We start from the raw sequence: 15,214 nt of genomic DNA, 5'->3' as shown, positions 1-15,214 counted from the left end.
CAGATGGGTCTCATCCACCGTTGGTCTGCCGCAAGCCTTTAGCCAAAGTATCGAATGTGTAGACATAGCCGCCGTCGCGTCCACTGACCGTCATGTACGCCTTCGTGTTTCCCGGGATGACCGCGATGTTGGTGGCGGTGTCGAGGCCCTTTGCGTCGGCCTCGGGGATCTCGATGGTGGTGAGGTGCTCGCCGAACTTGTTGAAGACGACAATCGCCGGTCTGCGGTGTAGCGCCTGATAGATGTTGCCGTCGGCATCTACTGCGGTGGAGTCGATCTGACTGATCCCACCGTCGTAGTAGATGGCGGGGTGGCGGGCCGCGATCGCCGTCCGGTCCTGGTTGAGCTCGTAGTGGTCGATGCGGTTGGCGCCGTATTGGCTCACCCAGAGGCTGCGGACGTCGGTGTCGAACGAGATGCCGTTGGGTGATTCGAGCTGGTCGGCGATGACAGTTGCTGCGCCGTTCTTGTCGATTCGGATGACGCGGCCCTGGGGCGGGCTCACGGGGTCGAGCAGACCGATGATGTCGGTGACGAACATGGTGCCGTCGTTGTCGAAGGTCAAGTCGTCGGGCATCATTCGCTTGCCGTTGACGTCTCCAGCGTAGAACGTCCGATGGTCGGTGCCGTCGGCGTTGATGCTGTCGATGGTCCCCTCGACGACGTCGGTGAGGTAGATCCGACCGTCGACCGGACTGAACTGTGCCGAGGTGTATCCGCTCGTGGAGTCGGTGTAGACCGGCTCCACCTTCTTTGTCTCGACGTCGACCCGCATGAGCTTGGGGGCGCCGGCCGGCGCGGTGACGTCGACAAGGTAGAGCCGACCGTCGGGCCCGAATGTGGGCCCCTCGAGCAACGCATTGCCCGCTGTCCCATGACCTTTGCTGACTTGAACCAAGCGTTTGGCAGTCTTCACATTGGCAGAGTCGGTGTCGGTTGGCTCGGCGGTCGAGCACCCGGCGAGTATCACTGTGGCCAGCGCGAGCGTCGGGACAAGGCGTCCGAGTCTCCTCACGATTGCGTCCCGAGGACGTCGGCCATGTCGGTGGATCGCCAGTCGCGCAGCAGTTTGTGGAACGCGATGGGACCCGGACTGTACGACTGCGCGCGTACGGTGGGCATGCCCTCCTTGTTGTAGTAGCCCGGCGTACAGGCCTCGAGGAAGGCGCCGTTGCTGCGCGAGGTCGCTGCGATGGTGTCGAGCCAGTCGGCTTCGGCCTCACGGGTCGGCTCGACTAGGTGGACACCGAGCGCGCCTGCCCGGGTGAGGATCGCCGCGATGTGGGCGGCCTGCTCGGTGAGGATGTGCGCGAAGTTCACCGCGCTCGCGTTTTGCAAAGCGCCGAGGTGCAGGAGGTTCGGGAATCCGTTGCTGGCGACGCCGTGCAGGGTGCGCGGCGAGTCGTCCCACGCCTCTTTCAGCGTCACCCCGTTGCGGCCGTGGACGGGTAGATCGCCGGACAGGACACCGGACTTCCCGACCTCGAACCCGGTCGCGAAGATGATGCAGTCGACCTCGTACTCGATGTCACCGACGACGATCGCGTTCTCGGTGACCCGGGTGATGCCGCCATGATCGGCGGTGTCGACGAGCGTCACGTTGGGCCGGTTGAACATCTGCAGGTACAGGTCGCTGAACGTCGGCCGCTTACACATGTAGCGGTACCAGGGCTTGAGCAGTTCCGCGGTCTCCGGATCGTCGACGACGGCGTCCACACGAGCACGGATCTCGGTCATCTTCTGTGCGTCGACAAGTTCGTCGACGCGATCCCGCTCGGCGGGCGTCAACGTCTCGTCCACCGCACCGGGGACCATCTGGCGCTGCAGCGACGCGGTCGATGTCCAGCCGTCTTGGGTCAGGTCGACCTCGACCCGCTCGCCGGAGACGATCTCGAGGAAGTTGTTCATCCGCTCGCGCTGCCATCCCGGTTGCAGCGACGCCGCCCAGTCCGGATCGGTGGGACGTTGATCGCGGACGTCGACCGATGACGGCGTGCGTTGGAACACGAACAGCTGCTGAGCGTCTCGGCCGAGGTGCGGGATGATCTGCACGCCCGTCGCCCCGGTCCCCACCACCGCTACGCGTTTGTCGGCCAGTCCGGTGAGGTCGCGGTCCGCGGTGCCACCGGTGTAGCCGTAGTCCCAGCGGCTGGTGTGGAAGGTGTGGCCGGCGAAGGTGTCGATGCCCGGGATACCGGGCAGCTTCGGTTGGGTCAGGGTGCCCGACGAGGTGATGACGTAGCGGGCGCGCATGCGGTCGCCGCGGTCGGTGGAGACTATCCAGTTCTCGTCCGTGTCGTCCCAGCGCAGCTCGGTGACGCGGGTGTGGAACGCGGTGTCGCGGTACAGGTCGTATTTCTGCGCGATCGCGATCGCGTGCTGACGGATCTCTTCGCCCGGGGCGTAGCGCCAGTTGGGGACAGCTCCGACCTCTTCGAGAAGTGGCATGTAGGAGTAGGACTCGATGTCGCAGTGGATGCCCGGGTAGCGATTCCAGTACCAGGTGCCGCCGAAGTCGCCGGCCTCGTCCATCATGCGGATCGACTCGATGCCGGCCTCCCGGAGCTTGGCCGCGGTCACCAGGCCACCGAATCCCCCGCCGATCATCAGCACCTCGACGGTGTCGGTGAGCGGCTCCCGCTCACTGCGCGGCGTGTAAGGATCCTTGGCGTAGTAGCCGAACTCCCCTGTCGCAGGGACGTACTGGTCGGTGCCGTCGGTACGCAGCCGGCGATTCCGCTCGTGGGCGTACTTGGCGCGTAGCGCGTCGAGGTCGATGTCGTCGGCCGTGGTCGACGGCGCGGTGTAGCTCGTGGTCATGGTTGACCTCCTCCCAGAAAGGTTAGCGTAATCCTAACTAACGTTCCTGAGTCACTTCTCAGCTGTGCGCGGCTAGGGTTGCCACATGACCGACGACGCGGACGACGCAGCTGAAAAGCAGCGCGTGGTGAAGTCGATCGAAAAGCTCACCGCCGCAATGGAAGAAGCTGCGTTGCCGGCACTCGTCACGCCGTTGCTCGACACCGAGCTCACGATCCAGCAACTCAAGGTCCTGATAGTTCTGGTCACCACCCCCGACGGTTCCACCGGCAAAGGCCTGGCGGAATCATTCGGTGTCGCCATGGCGTCGATGTCGGGACTACTCGATCGGCTCGTCACCCAAGGCGTTGCCGAGCGAACCGAAGATCCGATCGATCACCGAGTTCGACGAGTCAAGGCCACTCCCCTGGGCGCGTCAGTTGTACGCAAGCTCGTTGCTGCGCGACCGGAGTTTCGTAGCGACATCTTGATGTCGGTCGACCTCGACGACTTGCGGTCGCTGGAAAAAGGAATGCAAGCGGTGAGCGCCAAGCACTCGCCCCTGTAGCCGGTGAATCGTCGGTAGCCATGACGGCTGTGCCTCTTCGTTCCTATGCTCAAACCCGGCGACCCGTACGTACAGGGCGGCAGCGCTCGTCGACGCCAAGCCGCTCAGTGCCCACGAACGAGTCCCCTTGCTCGCCGGCACAGGTCAAGACTTCCGCGCGCGGCGACGGAAATGCGATCATCGCGGGCTCGGCTGGCGTTGGGAATGATGTACCGACAAGAGGAGATGTCATGACCACGACCATCACGACAGATAGCGGCACCGCCGCAGCGGACAGCTTCGCGGCCGACTGGGAGAAGTGGCACCACGCTCGAAAACAGACTCTCGGGATGCCCGGCGGATGGCTGTCGATCAACCGTTTGGAGTGGCTCGACACCGAGCCCGGTCGGTTTGATGAACTACCCGGGTCTTGGTGGTACGAGGGGTCGGTTGCGCACCTTGCACCCAGCAAGGACGAGACGTTCTCAGCGCGCCAGTTCGAACTGCACCCAACGGGTCCGGGTGAGGTCGTCGACGTCGACGGACACCATATCGAAGTAGCCCGCCGCGGCGACGGATACCTGATCCGCGTCCACGACGACTCCGCCCCGACGATTCGTGACTTTCGCGGCGTGCCCGCCTACCCCGCTGACCGGTCGTGGGCGATCGACGCACGTTTCGAGCGCTACCCCGAGCCGGAGCCCGTCACCGTGGGGGCGGTCGCCGAGGGACTTGCGCACGTGTACGTCTCGCCGGGGGTGCTGGTCATCGAGCACGGCGGCGACGAACACCGTCTGGTTGCGTTCAACGGCAAAGACGGCGGACTGAGCGTGCTCTTCACCGACGAGACGTCGGGAGTGACCACCTATGCAGCCAATCGCAGTCTCGCTGTCGACGCGTCAGACGAGACCATTCGCGATGGCGGTGCGGTGACCGTCGACTTCAACCGAGCGGTCAATCTGCCCTGCGCTTTTATCGATTTCGCGACCTGCCCGCTTCCCCCGGCCGGCAACCATCTGCCGTTCGCCGTCCATTCAGGCGAGAAGACGCCGTACGAGCGCGGGTGAGATGGCAAGCCCGCGCCTCAATTGCCCATTGCTAAGAGCTGCTGACAATAAAAAGCTGTCACCTACTAAAGGTTTCTATTCCGGCAGATGGTCGCAACGATCTAGTACATCCAACCATCCGCAGGCCATCGAGGCTACCGGGCACACGATAGCAAAAACATCTCAGTAATAGCTGAAAATGCCTACGGAATCAGCGTATAGGCAATGACCTCCCCAGATTCCATCACATCAATTCCCATCCACCCCCCTTTACCACCCACTCGCCAGACCGCAGGCGCTGGTTGTTTTGAGTAAAGCGAAACTAGGATGCATGCGAGACTGAATACCTTGGGACCCGACGGAGCTAGAAGTACTCGAGAATCCGACGAAAGCGAAAAGCATAGTGAATCAAGCGCCAGGTAAGTATCTGCAAGCGAATGAATGTCATACTGGTATATAGGTTTTCCCTGTAGACTGGTCACCAAAGGCCGGTTTACTGCTTGCGCACCTTGAGAAAAGCGCGAGTCGTCACTCGTAGCCGAAAAGGCCCAAGTCCTAGCTGGCTCCACCAATTCGATGATTCCGAGAGCGCGATAAGGTTCCAAGCCAAGGCCAACAATGAGAGATATCGGCAGCGAAGATGGCCGAAGCGGACCACGAAAGTCGGGCCCCAGTGGTCCCGCACTCAGGACATCTGCCTGCTGTGCGACCGCTGCACTCGCACCGTAACTGGCAGGACAGTAGACAAACGTAATGGAAGATGCATTCGACGCAACGGCGCTTCGCGTTACATTCCCCAAAACGCGGCGCGGCATGCTGCTAATGTCCACCGCGACGCGTTTTTCGGCCAAACTATTTTCACCCAAGCTTGAACAGAACCATTCGGCATCCAACAAAACCCAGTCAGCCTCTGTATATTCTTGCATATTTCTGAGAACTGCCCCTGGCGCATCATCACCGTAGGTTAGCGCAATTTTTTCCAACGCCTGTACCCCGAGACGACAACAGTAACTTGAACGAGTTTCGTAACCACAGCTAGCTATAAAGACGTCGAAGGTCTCACGCCGGTCGAATACACGGTCTTCTATCCTCATATTTGGTCGAACCCCAACTGTTCCGGTGCTACAGAGCGCGATTCGTCAGTTCGATGTGTCGTATGACGCGGCTTCGACAAGTCGGCCAGTATAGATTGAAGCTTAGCGTCTTTGCCGAGACGAAGGGGGAACTCCTTTCCTTCTCGGACACCAAGCAAGTACGCGAGACGAAATCGCTGCCCCCTAAAGTCCGACAGCACAGCGCTGCTTCGACGGTCACGAACTTGGACGAATGCGCCTGCGTAAAGGCCCATTACAAGCGCATCTAGAACAGTAGAGTCCGTGTTCCCATCAACCGTAAAACAATTCTGAGGATCGGCCGAAAACTGTGCGGTATTTTGCTCATGAAAGTACGTGGCTACACGGTCCACCAGAGCGGTCACTGGAAGCGCATCTGTCTGCTCGCCGTTTCTCCGGGGTAAGACACGAAGAAGTGCTTCAAATCGGTTCGCTAATCCATCTAGCGCGTCGTACTGGAATCCTGCGCTGACCGAATTTGTACGTTCATCATAGTAATCCAACATTTGAGAGAAAGCAGACTTAATCCACCGTGGGTTGCCTTCTAGTGCGGTCACGACGGCACTCGCGCCCGTGAACGGTTCAAACGTTTTCTTCCGAGAACGACCGACCGGCCGGCCATTCACGAAACGCATGACAGATTGCCTGAAAACAAGCAGCGGGAATATTTTGCGTAAAGTAGCAGACCGCCGATTATACGTTAGGTTATCAAACGACTCAATATCTATGTCCTGCCGGTCGATCCAAGACGCAAAGGACCGATCGTCGGCAACCGCTCGGCGCAGCACCTGCCTCAAAACGTTTTCTTGCGCCTTGGCGTCTCTTAAGGAGTTTTCTTGAACAATAAGCGAGTTGCCGAGCGCCTTGGCAAGCGACGTATGCGCAAGGCCGCGAGAATGCAGCGCCTCGTTCCACAATCCATTGGTGAACCGCCAGATTTCCCGTCGGGCAAGGCCAGTTAGGTAGAATGTCTGGAAGTCGTGCCCGGGGATGGGACCTCCATGCACGCCGAATGAATGCATGTAGCGGTCGAATGGGCTCATCGAAAGCTTTAGGATGAGGTTACCAGCTCCCCCCCTCACGAAACCAACAACTTCTTCGTGAATCGCACGCGGCGCGATCTCCATCTCGTCAAGCAGAAGCGCCCAGCGGTGATTCAGTTGCCCAGTAACGCGATTGAAAGCTCTAATCCCAAACAGTAGAAGGGCGATACCACCACCTGCGCCGAGCTGCGTGCCCGGCCCTGTCCCGTCGACAAGTCGCAAAAGAAATAAATCGATAGCGTTAAGCATCCCAATAAGCGTGTAAGTGCGAAGTTCAAGCCCCCAAGCTTCTGCACACTGCTGTACAAACAAGGACTCTTGTTCCGGGGTTAGCTTAGCGGGCAAATGAACAGCTTCGTCGCTTTCGGTTTCGCCCGTCCGGTATAGAACAGTTTCGATAAATGAATAAAGCATTTGCGCGACGAACGCAGCGTGCCCATTCGAGTTGCTTGTCTGACTTGCCCAAAGTTCATCGGCAGGTAGGAAAATTGCAGAATACCGGACTTGCTCGCGCACAGCATTGGCGTTTCGGCCCTGCCAGGCGGACAGACTCTCCCCTTGCAGCATTTTCAAGAGCGTCGTCTTACCGCTCCCACGCGGCCCGATCAGATAACAGTGATCGACTCCGGCAAGCGCGCGAAATGCTGGAGGCTCGACAAAGCTGGATGCGACCTCCAGGGCCGACATTTTCTTTGCGTTAAACGCACCAAAGGGAGCAGCACCCCTATTCATCGTGCACCTACCCTCTTCGAAATATTGTAAATGCGATTCTGTCGGTCTCGTGTGAAAATGATGTCGTAGTTATCTTCTAGCTTTTTTTCTAACGCCTCTTGATCGAGAGGAAGCTGAAACTGGAGCTCAGGTAGCTGCCGCACAATATCGGCATACAGAAAGTTTGTGCGACCGCGACCTTCAGAAAAGAGACTCGCAATTTCTCTCATGAGTTCATCCGGGTCCTTTGTGCAACCAAATCCGCCGACAGCAGGAAGGCCGGAACCAAGCCGGTCGGACACCGTCCACCCGATCCCGTAGCTCCAGGTATAACTCTCGACCACTCCGCGAATAGTCCCAGCACCGGGCACATACAAGTTGGATGCATCCAGAATGTGAAATTGATTTTTGGTAACATTCGCTACTGGCTCCCACATCTTCGCACCGAGGCTGCCAGCGCAGAGAATGAGTGGACCTTCTGCACTAACGGCGGTTGATCGCGAAAGAAGGGGAATGTGTTTGTGACCGTGGACCACAACCCATCTGCCCAGCGTTGGCGTCTCAGTCAATAATTTAACAAGCTCGCCGCCTCGGTGCATCGGGCCGTAACTGTCCTGAAGATACGTCCGCAGCTGATGTTCAACCGGGTGATGGTGAACAAGGGCAATATTTACTTTGTTTCCGTTACACAACGCTAAGTCGTCACGAATTTGTTTCTCAACAGACTCCAAGAAGTAGCCGCGATCGATTGCAGAATAGTAGTCCACCCGAGCGGCGTCGCTATCAAATTTGTCGGGATGATGGGGAAAACCCTTAGTCGAATCGATTACAAGTATTCGGTGGTCTTCTCGATCGAGGAGTAAGTATCCACGGTCCCAAAAGAAGTCGGACGAACGCTGATCGCGCACGGGGAAGCTTGGGGTCAGCGCCTTCAGCGCCCGTGCAATGTCGGCCGTCGGCTGATGAGTAGTAACGTCGTGGTTTCCCGGTGTACCTATAACGTCAGCACCCAGTTTTGTCGCGACGTCATTGAGCCTGCGCCAAGCATAGGGTAGGCCCACTGCGTTCCCCTGATTAGCCACGTCACCAGGTGCCAGAACGTAGTCGACCCGCAGCTCCGCCGACTCAACAAAGGCGAGCAGATCAACTAGTGGATCCACACCCATGGCGTAGTCTGTCGCGTCAGACAGAATTCGGGTATGTCTTGATTCAACGCCCTCGTCAGCGTGTAGATCGGAAATAACGGCCATACGAACGTTCGTCACAGGGCAAGCCTTCGCCTAAGTGATGAACTCAGGATCAGCAGCTCGCCTGTCTTTCCACGAGTTTGAGAGCGCGAAGACATACTCGAATATCGGCTTTCCGTCATAATCCAATAGCGGCTAAATTGCTGCCGGAATTGATTACAGTCTGGCAGCGAAAGAATGCAGAACACACCGCTTCGATCGAGTTTTTCGAAACAAACCCGCAAGCGCTCTTGATCGTCGGTGGTGAAGATTTTTGAATTATAGTCGACGAAACGATCGTTATCGACGTAGGGTGGATCGAGGTAGACGAAATCGGCTTCTTTGCAGTTGCTCAGCGATTCTTCGAAATCGCTAGCGAGGATGGAAGTGTCGAGCGACAATCTGGCGGAGACACGCTTGAGATGGGCCGTGTCAACAACGTTAGACGATTTAGGCCTTCCGTATGGAACGTTGAATTCGCCCAACCGGTTTTCTCGATATAGGCCGTTGAAGCAGAGCTTGTTCAGATAAATGAAACGCGCAGCGGATTCAATTCGATCAGACGGATGAAGTTCTCTTACGGCGTAGAACGAAGTTTTATCCGTCGCCCAGCGACGCGCGGCGTCGGCGACGTCCTCGGGATGATCTTTTACTGCGGTGAAGCAATCGATTAGCGGGTCGATCAGGTCCGCCAGAAACGACCTGTGCCCCTCTGCTGCCGCAAAATATAATGCGCCCGAACCTAGAAACGGTTCGTAGTAATCCCGGAAGTCACTGGGAATAAGTTGCGTCAGGCGAGGCGTGAGCCATCGCTTCGAGCCTGCCCAACGCAGAAAGGGCAGCGGTGCAGCGTCAACTAGCATCGTCAGTGTAGGTCCTAAGTTGGCTTAGTGTCACGCAACAATACGGGACTCCGCCGACTACGACCCGAAGGCGCGCCTACCGCAATGTCGGGCTGACAGGATTTGAACCTGCGACCACTTGACCCCCAGTCAAGTGCGCTACCAAGCTGCGCCACAGCCCGTGGCTGCCCCGTGAGAGGCATCGCCGCCCCGTGAGGAGCAGCCTGAACAGGTTATCCGACCGGCCTGCCTCAGTGCCAATCGCCTGGCCGGTGCCGCGCGTCAGAGACGAGCGAGCAGCTCAGCCTTCTTGGCGGTCAACTCGTCGTCGGTGAGGATGCCGCGCTGGTGCAGGCCGGCCAGCGACTCGATCGTCGCCAGGATGTCCTCGGAATTGCTCGTGCCGCGGGTGGACGACGCCGCCGGCGGCGGCTCGGCAACCGCCGACTCCGGAGACGCGTCACCCTCGACCTCGGTGAGGCTGGACACATCGAAGGTCCCCAGCTGACTCGTGAAGGTGACCACCCCAGGCCCGCCACCCTGCTGCTGCGCCACACCGCCGATGTGGTGCTGACCGGTGTCGAAAACCCTTGTCACGCCCTGAACCTGGATGGCCAGACGCCGGGTCGCGGGAAAGATCGCGTACCGCGCGTCGTTTTGGCCACCGAACGAGCTGGGGACACCGAGATCGCCCGGCCACCACTGGGACGATGCCACCCCGACCTGACTGTCGTCCGGGAACACCGCGTTGGTGGTGACGAGTTCCGACATTTCCGAGCACAGAGCGTCGACGCGGGCTTTGAGAGCGTGGTCGAACATGTTGCCCACCATGGTCATCCCGCCGCGGATCCACTGGCCCGATCCGCCGAGCTCGGGGATCGAGAACTGGGCCATCGTGCCGCCGCCCCTGCTCACTGCGAGCAGCATGGCGAGCACAGCATCATGCGACACCTCGTGACGCTGCGCGATGTTGGCGACGGCACGTTCGACTTCCGGGCTCACCGTTGTTCGCATGAGGCGATTCTAGGCGTCGAGCGACTTCCGAGATCGACGCATGGAAGTCTGCCTACTTCAGGTCCAGCGCCCTCGACACCGTGAAGAACAGGTCGGTCTGATCGGTCAGGCCCACCACGTCCGCGGCATTCGGACCGTAGGCCGCGATCCGCAGCTGAGATCCGGTGTGGCCCTGGTCCTAGGCGTCGAGGTTGTCCGAGGTGCCGTAGGACACCGTCATCGGAGCGCCGTCCTTGGTGGTCAGCACACGGGTGAGTCCGGGGTAGATCGCCTCACGCACAGCCTGTTCGGGAAGCTTCGCCTCTTCCGCCGCGGCCGCGACGTCCTCGGCACTCGTGGTCTCGACGACCTGGCTGCTGTGGGCGTGATCCGCCGTGGCGATGACCAGGGTGTCCTTGGACTCCTTCGCGTAGGCGAGCGCCACCTGGGTGGCGTCGTCGAGATCGACGGTCTCCCCGATCTGGCCGCACGGGTTCGCGGCATGATCCTGCTTGTCGATCGACGCGCCCTCCACCTGGAGGAAGAAGCCCCTGTCGTTGCCCTTGAGCAGGTCGATCGACTTCTTCGTCATGTCGGCGAGCTTGGGGACATCGGCGCCCCGCTCGGGGTTGTCGGTGCACGTCGCGGCCGGCTCGAGGTAGCCGCCCTTCGTGGCGACGGGGCCCTGCATGCGCACCGGCATGTTGCCATCGGCGAAGAGGCCGAGCACCGGTGCGTCCTGGTTTGCCTTGTCGAGTTTGTTCACGTCGTCGGCCGTGCGGACGATGTTGTAGCCACGCTCCTTCGCCTGGACCTCGAGCGTCTTGCCCCGGTAGTCACCGGCCTTGGCGACCTGCTGGAAGCTCTCGGCGCCACCACCCATCACGATGTCGGCGCGCGAGGTGAGGATCTGCTCGGAGATGGATCCGAGTCCACCCTTCTCCAACGCGTTGTCAGGGCACTTCGCTGTGGTGTCGTCAGGTCCGTAGCACTTGCGCGCGCTCACGTGCGCGAGCTGCACCGCTGGGGTCGCGTCCTGGATCTCAGCCGTGCTGATGTCGCCGGTCGCCTTGCCGGATTCCTTGGCCTTCTGCAGCAGTGTCTTCTGCGGCGCTCCCTTGATGTCGACCGAGATCGCGCCGTTGTAGGTCTTGGTGCCGGTCGCCCAGGCCGACCCGCTCGCCGCGGAATCAGTGACGTAGCTGGGCTTTCCGTCCTTGCCCACCGAGTAGTGGGTGTACTGCCCGGTGAGCGGCAGAGCATCGATGCCCGGGAAGGCACCTGCGGCGCCCTCGGCGTAGTTGCGCGCCACGGTGATCTCCGAGTCGCCCATTCCGTCACCGATCAGCAGGATGACGTTCTTGGCGCCGGTGCTGCGGATCGAGTCCTCGATGAGCTGACGCCGGTCATCACCTGAGCGGCGGGCACCGCCGTGCTCGGAGATGGAGCCGGTCGCCGCGGGGGTGAGCATCGGCAGCGCCGAGTCCGACCCCGTGTCGCCGTCGTCGGAACCACATGCGGCGACCACCGCCACCATGCACACCGCTGCAGACATCGCCGCGTACCGCTTCGCGTTCAACCGCACTCTTCGTCCTCTTCTAGTCTATGTCCGGGCGCCGAAGGCCCGCGATGCATAGTGGAGTCCGCATATGAACGGACTCTGTCGAGAAGACGACGAAACACCCAACTGCGGCACAAGCCGCGAAGTACCGATACCCGATTACTTGCGGCGCTCGCGCTTTTCGCGGACTCGGACGTTGATCCGCACCGGCGACCCGTCGAACCCGAACTGTTCACGCAACTTGCGCTCCAGGAAGCGTCGGTAGCCGGCCTCGAGGAACCCCGTCGTGAACAGCACGAACGTGGGCGGCCGCGTGGCGGCCTGGGTCGCGAACATGACGCGAGGCTGACGGCCACCACGAACCGGCGGCGGTGTCGCGGCGATGATGTCCTTGAGCCAGCCGTTGAGCTGACCGGTGGAGATCCGCTTGTCCCACGAATCCAGCGCGCCATCGAGCGCAGGCACCAGCTTCTGCACCGAACGTCCGGTGGACGCGGAGATGTTCACGCGACGGGCCCATGGGACGCGGGCCAGGTCACGGTCGATCTCCTTGTCCAGCTGCAGGCGGCGATCCTCGTCGACGAGGTCCCACTTGTTGAACGCGATGACCAACGCGCGACCGGCCTCGATCACCGACGTCAGCACGCGCTGGTCCTGCTCGGTGATGGGCTCGGACGCGTCGATCAGCAGCACCACGACCTCAGAGGCGTCGATGGCCGCCCGGGTGCGCAGTGACGCGTAGTACTCGTGTCCGCTGGCGGTGTTGACGCGCTTACGGAGGCCGGCGGTGTCGACGAAGTTCCACAACCGTCCGCCGAGCTCGACGAGCTCGTCGACCGGGTCGACGGTGGTGCCTGCGACGTTGTCGACGACCGCACGATCGGAGTCGGTCAGCTTGTTGAGCAGCGAGCTCTTGCCGACGTTGGGCTTGCCGACCAGGGCGACACGGCGTGGTCCGCCGTAGACGTCACTCTCCCGGGGGGTCTCGGGCAGGATCTCGAGGATCGCGTCGAGCAGATCGCCCGCTCCCCGACCGTGTGCCGCCGACACCGACCACGGCTGACCGAGGCCGAGCGACCACAGCGTTGCCGCCTCCGACTCGACCCGCTCGTCGTCGACCTTGTTGGCCGCGAGCAACACCGGGGTCTTCGAACGACGCAGGACCTTCGCGACGGCCTCATCGGTGCTGGTGGCTCCGACGGTGGCGTCGACGACGAGGACCACCGCGTCCGCGGTCTTCATGGCGTGCTCGGCCTGCTTGGCGATCGACTGCTGCATGCCCTTCGCGTCGGGCTCCCAACCACCGGTGTCCTGCACCAGGAATCGCCGCCCCGACCAGTTGGCCGAGTAGGAGACGCGGTCACGGGTGACGCCGGGGATGTCCTCGACGACGGCCTCGCGGCGGCCGAGGATGCGGTTGACGAGCGTGGACTTGCCGACGTTGGGTCGTCCGACGATCGCGACGGTCGGCATCGGGACCGCGAAGCCCTCGACACCGTCGCCCTCGGGGTCGACCACCTGCCAGTCACCCTCGTCCGACCAGACGCCGTCGACGACACCGAGATCGATGTCCGTGGGTTCGGTCATGACAACACTCCGATTCGCTGGTTCGACAGTTCGGCCAGTCGGTCGATGACCTGGTCGATGTCGAGATTGCTGGTGTCCACCTGAACCGCGTCATCGGCCGGACGCAGCGGCGAGTGCTCGCGCGTCGAGTCGAGATGGTCGCGTCGCTGCACGTCGGCCAGCACCGCAGCGAGGTCGCTGGTGCGACCCTGTGCGAGGTTCTGGTCGTGGCGGCGCTGGGCGCGCGCCTCGGCGGTGGCGGTGAGATAGATCTTGAGGGTGGCGTCGGGGAAGACGACCGTCCCGATGTCGCGTCCTTCGACGACGGCGAACTCGCCGGCGACGAGTTCACGCTGCAGCGCGACCATCTTCTCGCGGACCGCCTTGACCGCGGATACGGCCGAGACGGCCTGCGTGACGGCATCGGTGCGGATCTCGTCGGAGACGTCCTCACCGGCGAGGGTGACGGCGTGGGACGACGGATCGTTGCTCAGGGTCATCGCGACGGCGGCGACAGTGTCGATGATCTCCTGCTGCACAGCGACATCGGCGCCGGCGCGCAGTGCGGCCAGGGTGGCGACGCGGTACATCGCGCCGGTGTCGAGGTAGCGCGCACCGACACGGTCGGCGAGTCGACGCGAGACGCTCGACTTGCCGGTGCCCGCGGGCCCGTCGATGGTGATGATCGCGGTGGTGGGCGTGGTGCTCACATCCCCACCGCCTTGTACAGCTCGCCGATCTCCTTGCGGCCCAACACCCGAAGGCTGCCGGGGCGCTGGTTTCCGAGGTTCACGGTGCCGATCTCGGTGCGCACGAGCCCCAGCACGGGGAATCCGACGGAGTCCATCATGCGACGCACGATGCGCTTACGGCCCTCGTGCAGGACGAGTTTGACCAGCGTCTGGCCCTCGTTGACCTCCAGCACACTGAAGTTGTCGACCTCGGCCGGACCGTCATCGAGCTCGATGCCGGCCTTGAGGGTGCGTCCCAGTCCGCGCGGGACGAGACCCTTGACGGTCGCGAGGTAGGTCTTGGGCACCTCGTAGGACGGGTGCATCAGGCGGTGCGCGAGTTCGCCGTCGTTGGTCAGCAGCAGCAGACCTTCGGTGTCGGCGTCGAGGCGTCCGACGTGGAACAGTCGCTGACCGGCCATGACACGCTCGGCGACGATGTCGCCGACGCAGGGACGACCCTGGTCGTCGGACATGGTGGACTGCCACCCCTTGGGCTTGTTCAGCACCAGGTACTGCATGTCCTCGTCCATGACGACGCGCGCGCCGTCGACGCGGACGACCGCGGTTGCCGGGTCGATGCGCATGCCCTGCTCGACGACGATCTCGCCGTCGACGTCGACACGTCCGGCGGCGATCAGTTCTTCCGCGCCGCGGCGGGAGGCGACACCGGCCTGCGCGAGGACCTTCTGCAGGCGCACGCCGTCGGCGACGTAGTTCGCGCCGTCGCCGTCCACGGGGTCGACGTTCTGGAAGCGAGCGGGTTTCGCGTTGTTGATGCGGGCTTCACCGCGCGCCACGCTGGGGCTCGAGGTGCCCTTTCGATGCGTGCGCTTGGGGCCGACGCGTCCGCCGGGCGCCGGGCGGCCGCTGCGCTCCGCGCTCTTGCCGCTGCGGTCTGCGCTCTTGCCGCTGCGCTCGGTGCCCCTGTCACTGCGCTCCGCGCTCTTTCCGCTGCGGTCTGCGCTCTTCTTGTTCGTGTTCGATGCAGCGTTCTTGCTGCGATCCGGTCTGCCGTCTCGGCTAGCGGGTGCCAT

At 61.9% G+C, this 15,214-nt stretch carries 11 protein-coding genes, 1 tRNA gene and 1 pseudogene; 2 read left to right on the top strand and 11 right to left on the bottom strand.

The window, feature by feature from the left end:
• Window positions 1-10: 10 nt before the first annotated feature.
• Both LX13_RS18760 and LX13_RS18755 read right to left on the bottom strand, forming a co-directional pair.
• Window positions 11-916, bottom strand: a complete 906-nt coding sequence (locus LX13_RS18760) for an SMP-30/gluconolactonase/LRE family protein (RefSeq protein ID WP_253662854.1) — start codon at window positions 914-916, stop codon at window positions 11-13.
• A gap of 95 nt (window positions 917-1,011) precedes the next feature.
• The gene (locus tag LX13_RS18755) at window positions 1,012-2,820 is read right to left on the bottom strand and encodes a flavin-containing monooxygenase (RefSeq protein ID WP_253662853.1); all 1,809 of its coding nucleotides are present in this window, start codon (window positions 2,818-2,820) and stop codon (window positions 1,012-1,014) included.
• Between the two features lie 85 nt (window positions 2,821-2,905).
• On the opposite strand from LX13_RS18755, the gene LX13_RS18750 reads away from it, so the two are divergent.
• Window positions 2,906-3,367 (top strand): MarR family winged helix-turn-helix transcriptional regulator, encoded by a 462-nt coding sequence (locus LX13_RS18750; protein WP_253662852.1) that lies wholly within the window; start codon window positions 2,906-2,908, stop codon window positions 3,365-3,367.
• Window positions 3,368-3,597: 230 nt separating this feature from the next.
• Entirely contained in the window at window positions 3,598-4,413 is an 816-nt protein-coding gene (locus LX13_RS18745) for a DUF1684 domain-containing protein (RefSeq protein WP_253663603.1), read from the top strand.
• Between the two features lie 1,069 nt (window positions 4,414-5,482).
• Here the strand turns inward: LX13_RS18745 and LX13_RS18740 are convergent.
• The 9 genes and pseudogenes from LX13_RS18740 to LX13_RS18700 form a co-directional block, all read right to left on the bottom strand.
• A complete protein-coding gene (locus tag LX13_RS18740) occupies window positions 5,483-7,279 on the bottom strand; it encodes an ORC-CDC6 family AAA ATPase (RefSeq protein WP_425579823.1) in 1,797 nt (598 codons plus the stop codon).
• Window positions 7,276-8,523 carry a metallophosphoesterase family protein gene (locus tag LX13_RS18735; protein WP_253662850.1) on the bottom strand — a complete coding sequence of 416 codons (1,248 nt, stop codon included), beginning with the start codon at window positions 8,521-8,523 and terminating at the stop codon, window positions 7,276-7,278. Before LX13_RS18735 ends, LX13_RS18740 begins: the two co-directional genes overlap by 4 nt.
• A complete protein-coding gene (locus LX13_RS18730; RefSeq protein WP_253662849.1) occupies window positions 8,520-9,347 on the bottom strand; it encodes a DNA adenine methylase in 828 nt (275 codons plus the stop codon). The genes LX13_RS18735 and LX13_RS18730 overlap by 4 nt, the downstream gene beginning before the upstream one ends.
• A gap of 87 nt (window positions 9,348-9,434) precedes the next feature.
• Window positions 9,435-9,508, bottom strand: a tRNA-Pro gene (locus tag LX13_RS18725).
• Between the two features lie 100 nt (window positions 9,509-9,608).
• Complete coding sequence (locus LX13_RS18720) at window positions 9,609-10,340, bottom strand: SHOCT domain-containing protein (RefSeq protein WP_253662848.1); 732 nt, start codon at window positions 10,338-10,340, stop codon at window positions 9,609-9,611.
• Window positions 10,341-10,392: 52 nt separating this feature from the next.
• A pseudogene (phoA, locus tag LX13_RS18715) lies at window positions 10,393-11,874 on the bottom strand (alkaline phosphatase).
• 165 nt (window positions 11,875-12,039) lie between these two features.
• Entirely contained in the window at window positions 12,040-13,467 is a 1,428-nt protein-coding gene (gene der, locus LX13_RS18710; protein ID WP_253662847.1) for a ribosome biogenesis GTPase Der, read from the bottom strand.
• The gene (gene cmk / locus LX13_RS18705; protein ID WP_253662846.1) at window positions 13,464-14,156 is read right to left on the bottom strand and encodes a (d)CMP kinase; all 693 of its coding nucleotides are present in this window, start codon (window positions 14,154-14,156) and stop codon (window positions 13,464-13,466) included. The genes der and cmk overlap by 4 nt, the downstream gene beginning before the upstream one ends.
• Window positions 14,153-15,214: a pseudouridine synthase gene (locus tag LX13_RS18700; protein ID WP_253662845.1), complete on the bottom strand. Its 1,062-nt coding sequence runs from the start codon at window positions 15,212-15,214 to the stop codon at window positions 14,153-14,155. Before LX13_RS18700 ends, cmk begins: the two co-directional genes overlap by 4 nt.

The organism is Williamsia maris (genome assembly GCF_024171815.1).
In the GTDB taxonomy this organism is placed as follows: domain Bacteria; phylum Actinomycetota; class Actinomycetes; order Mycobacteriales; family Mycobacteriaceae; genus Williamsia_A; species Williamsia_A maris.
Note: the sequence above shows the minus strand (reverse complement) of the source record. Positions and strands in the feature narration are given on the sequence as shown.

Excerpts from the sequence above, each read along its gene's own strand:
- LX13_RS18755 (WP_253662853.1), bottom strand. The coding sequence starts at position 2,820 with ATGACCACGAGCTACACCGCGCCGTCGACCACGGCCGACGACATCGAC.
- LX13_RS18750 (WP_253662852.1), top strand. The coding sequence starts at position 2,906 with ATGACCGACGACGCGGACGACGCAGCTGAAAAGCAGCGCGTGGTGAAG.
- LX13_RS18745 (WP_253663603.1), top strand. The coding sequence starts at position 3,598 with ATGACCACGACCATCACGACAGATAGCGGCACCGCCGCAGCGGACAGC.
- LX13_RS18740 (WP_425579823.1), bottom strand. The coding sequence starts at position 7,279 with ATGAATAGGGGTGCTGCTCCCTTTGGTGCGTTTAACGCAAAGAAAATG.
- LX13_RS18730 (WP_253662849.1), bottom strand. The coding sequence starts at position 9,347 with ATGCTAGTTGACGCTGCACCGCTGCCCTTTCTGCGTTGGGCAGGCTCG.
- LX13_RS18720 (WP_253662848.1), bottom strand. The coding sequence starts at position 10,340 with ATGCGAACAACGGTGAGCCCGGAAGTCGAACGTGCCGTCGCCAACATC.
- der (WP_253662847.1), bottom strand. The coding sequence starts at position 13,467 with ATGACCGAACCCACGGACATCGATCTCGGTGTCGTCGACGGCGTCTGG.
- LX13_RS18700 (WP_253662845.1), bottom strand. The coding sequence starts at position 15,214 with ATGGCACCCGCTAGCCGAGACGGCAGACCGGATCGCAGCAAGAACGCT.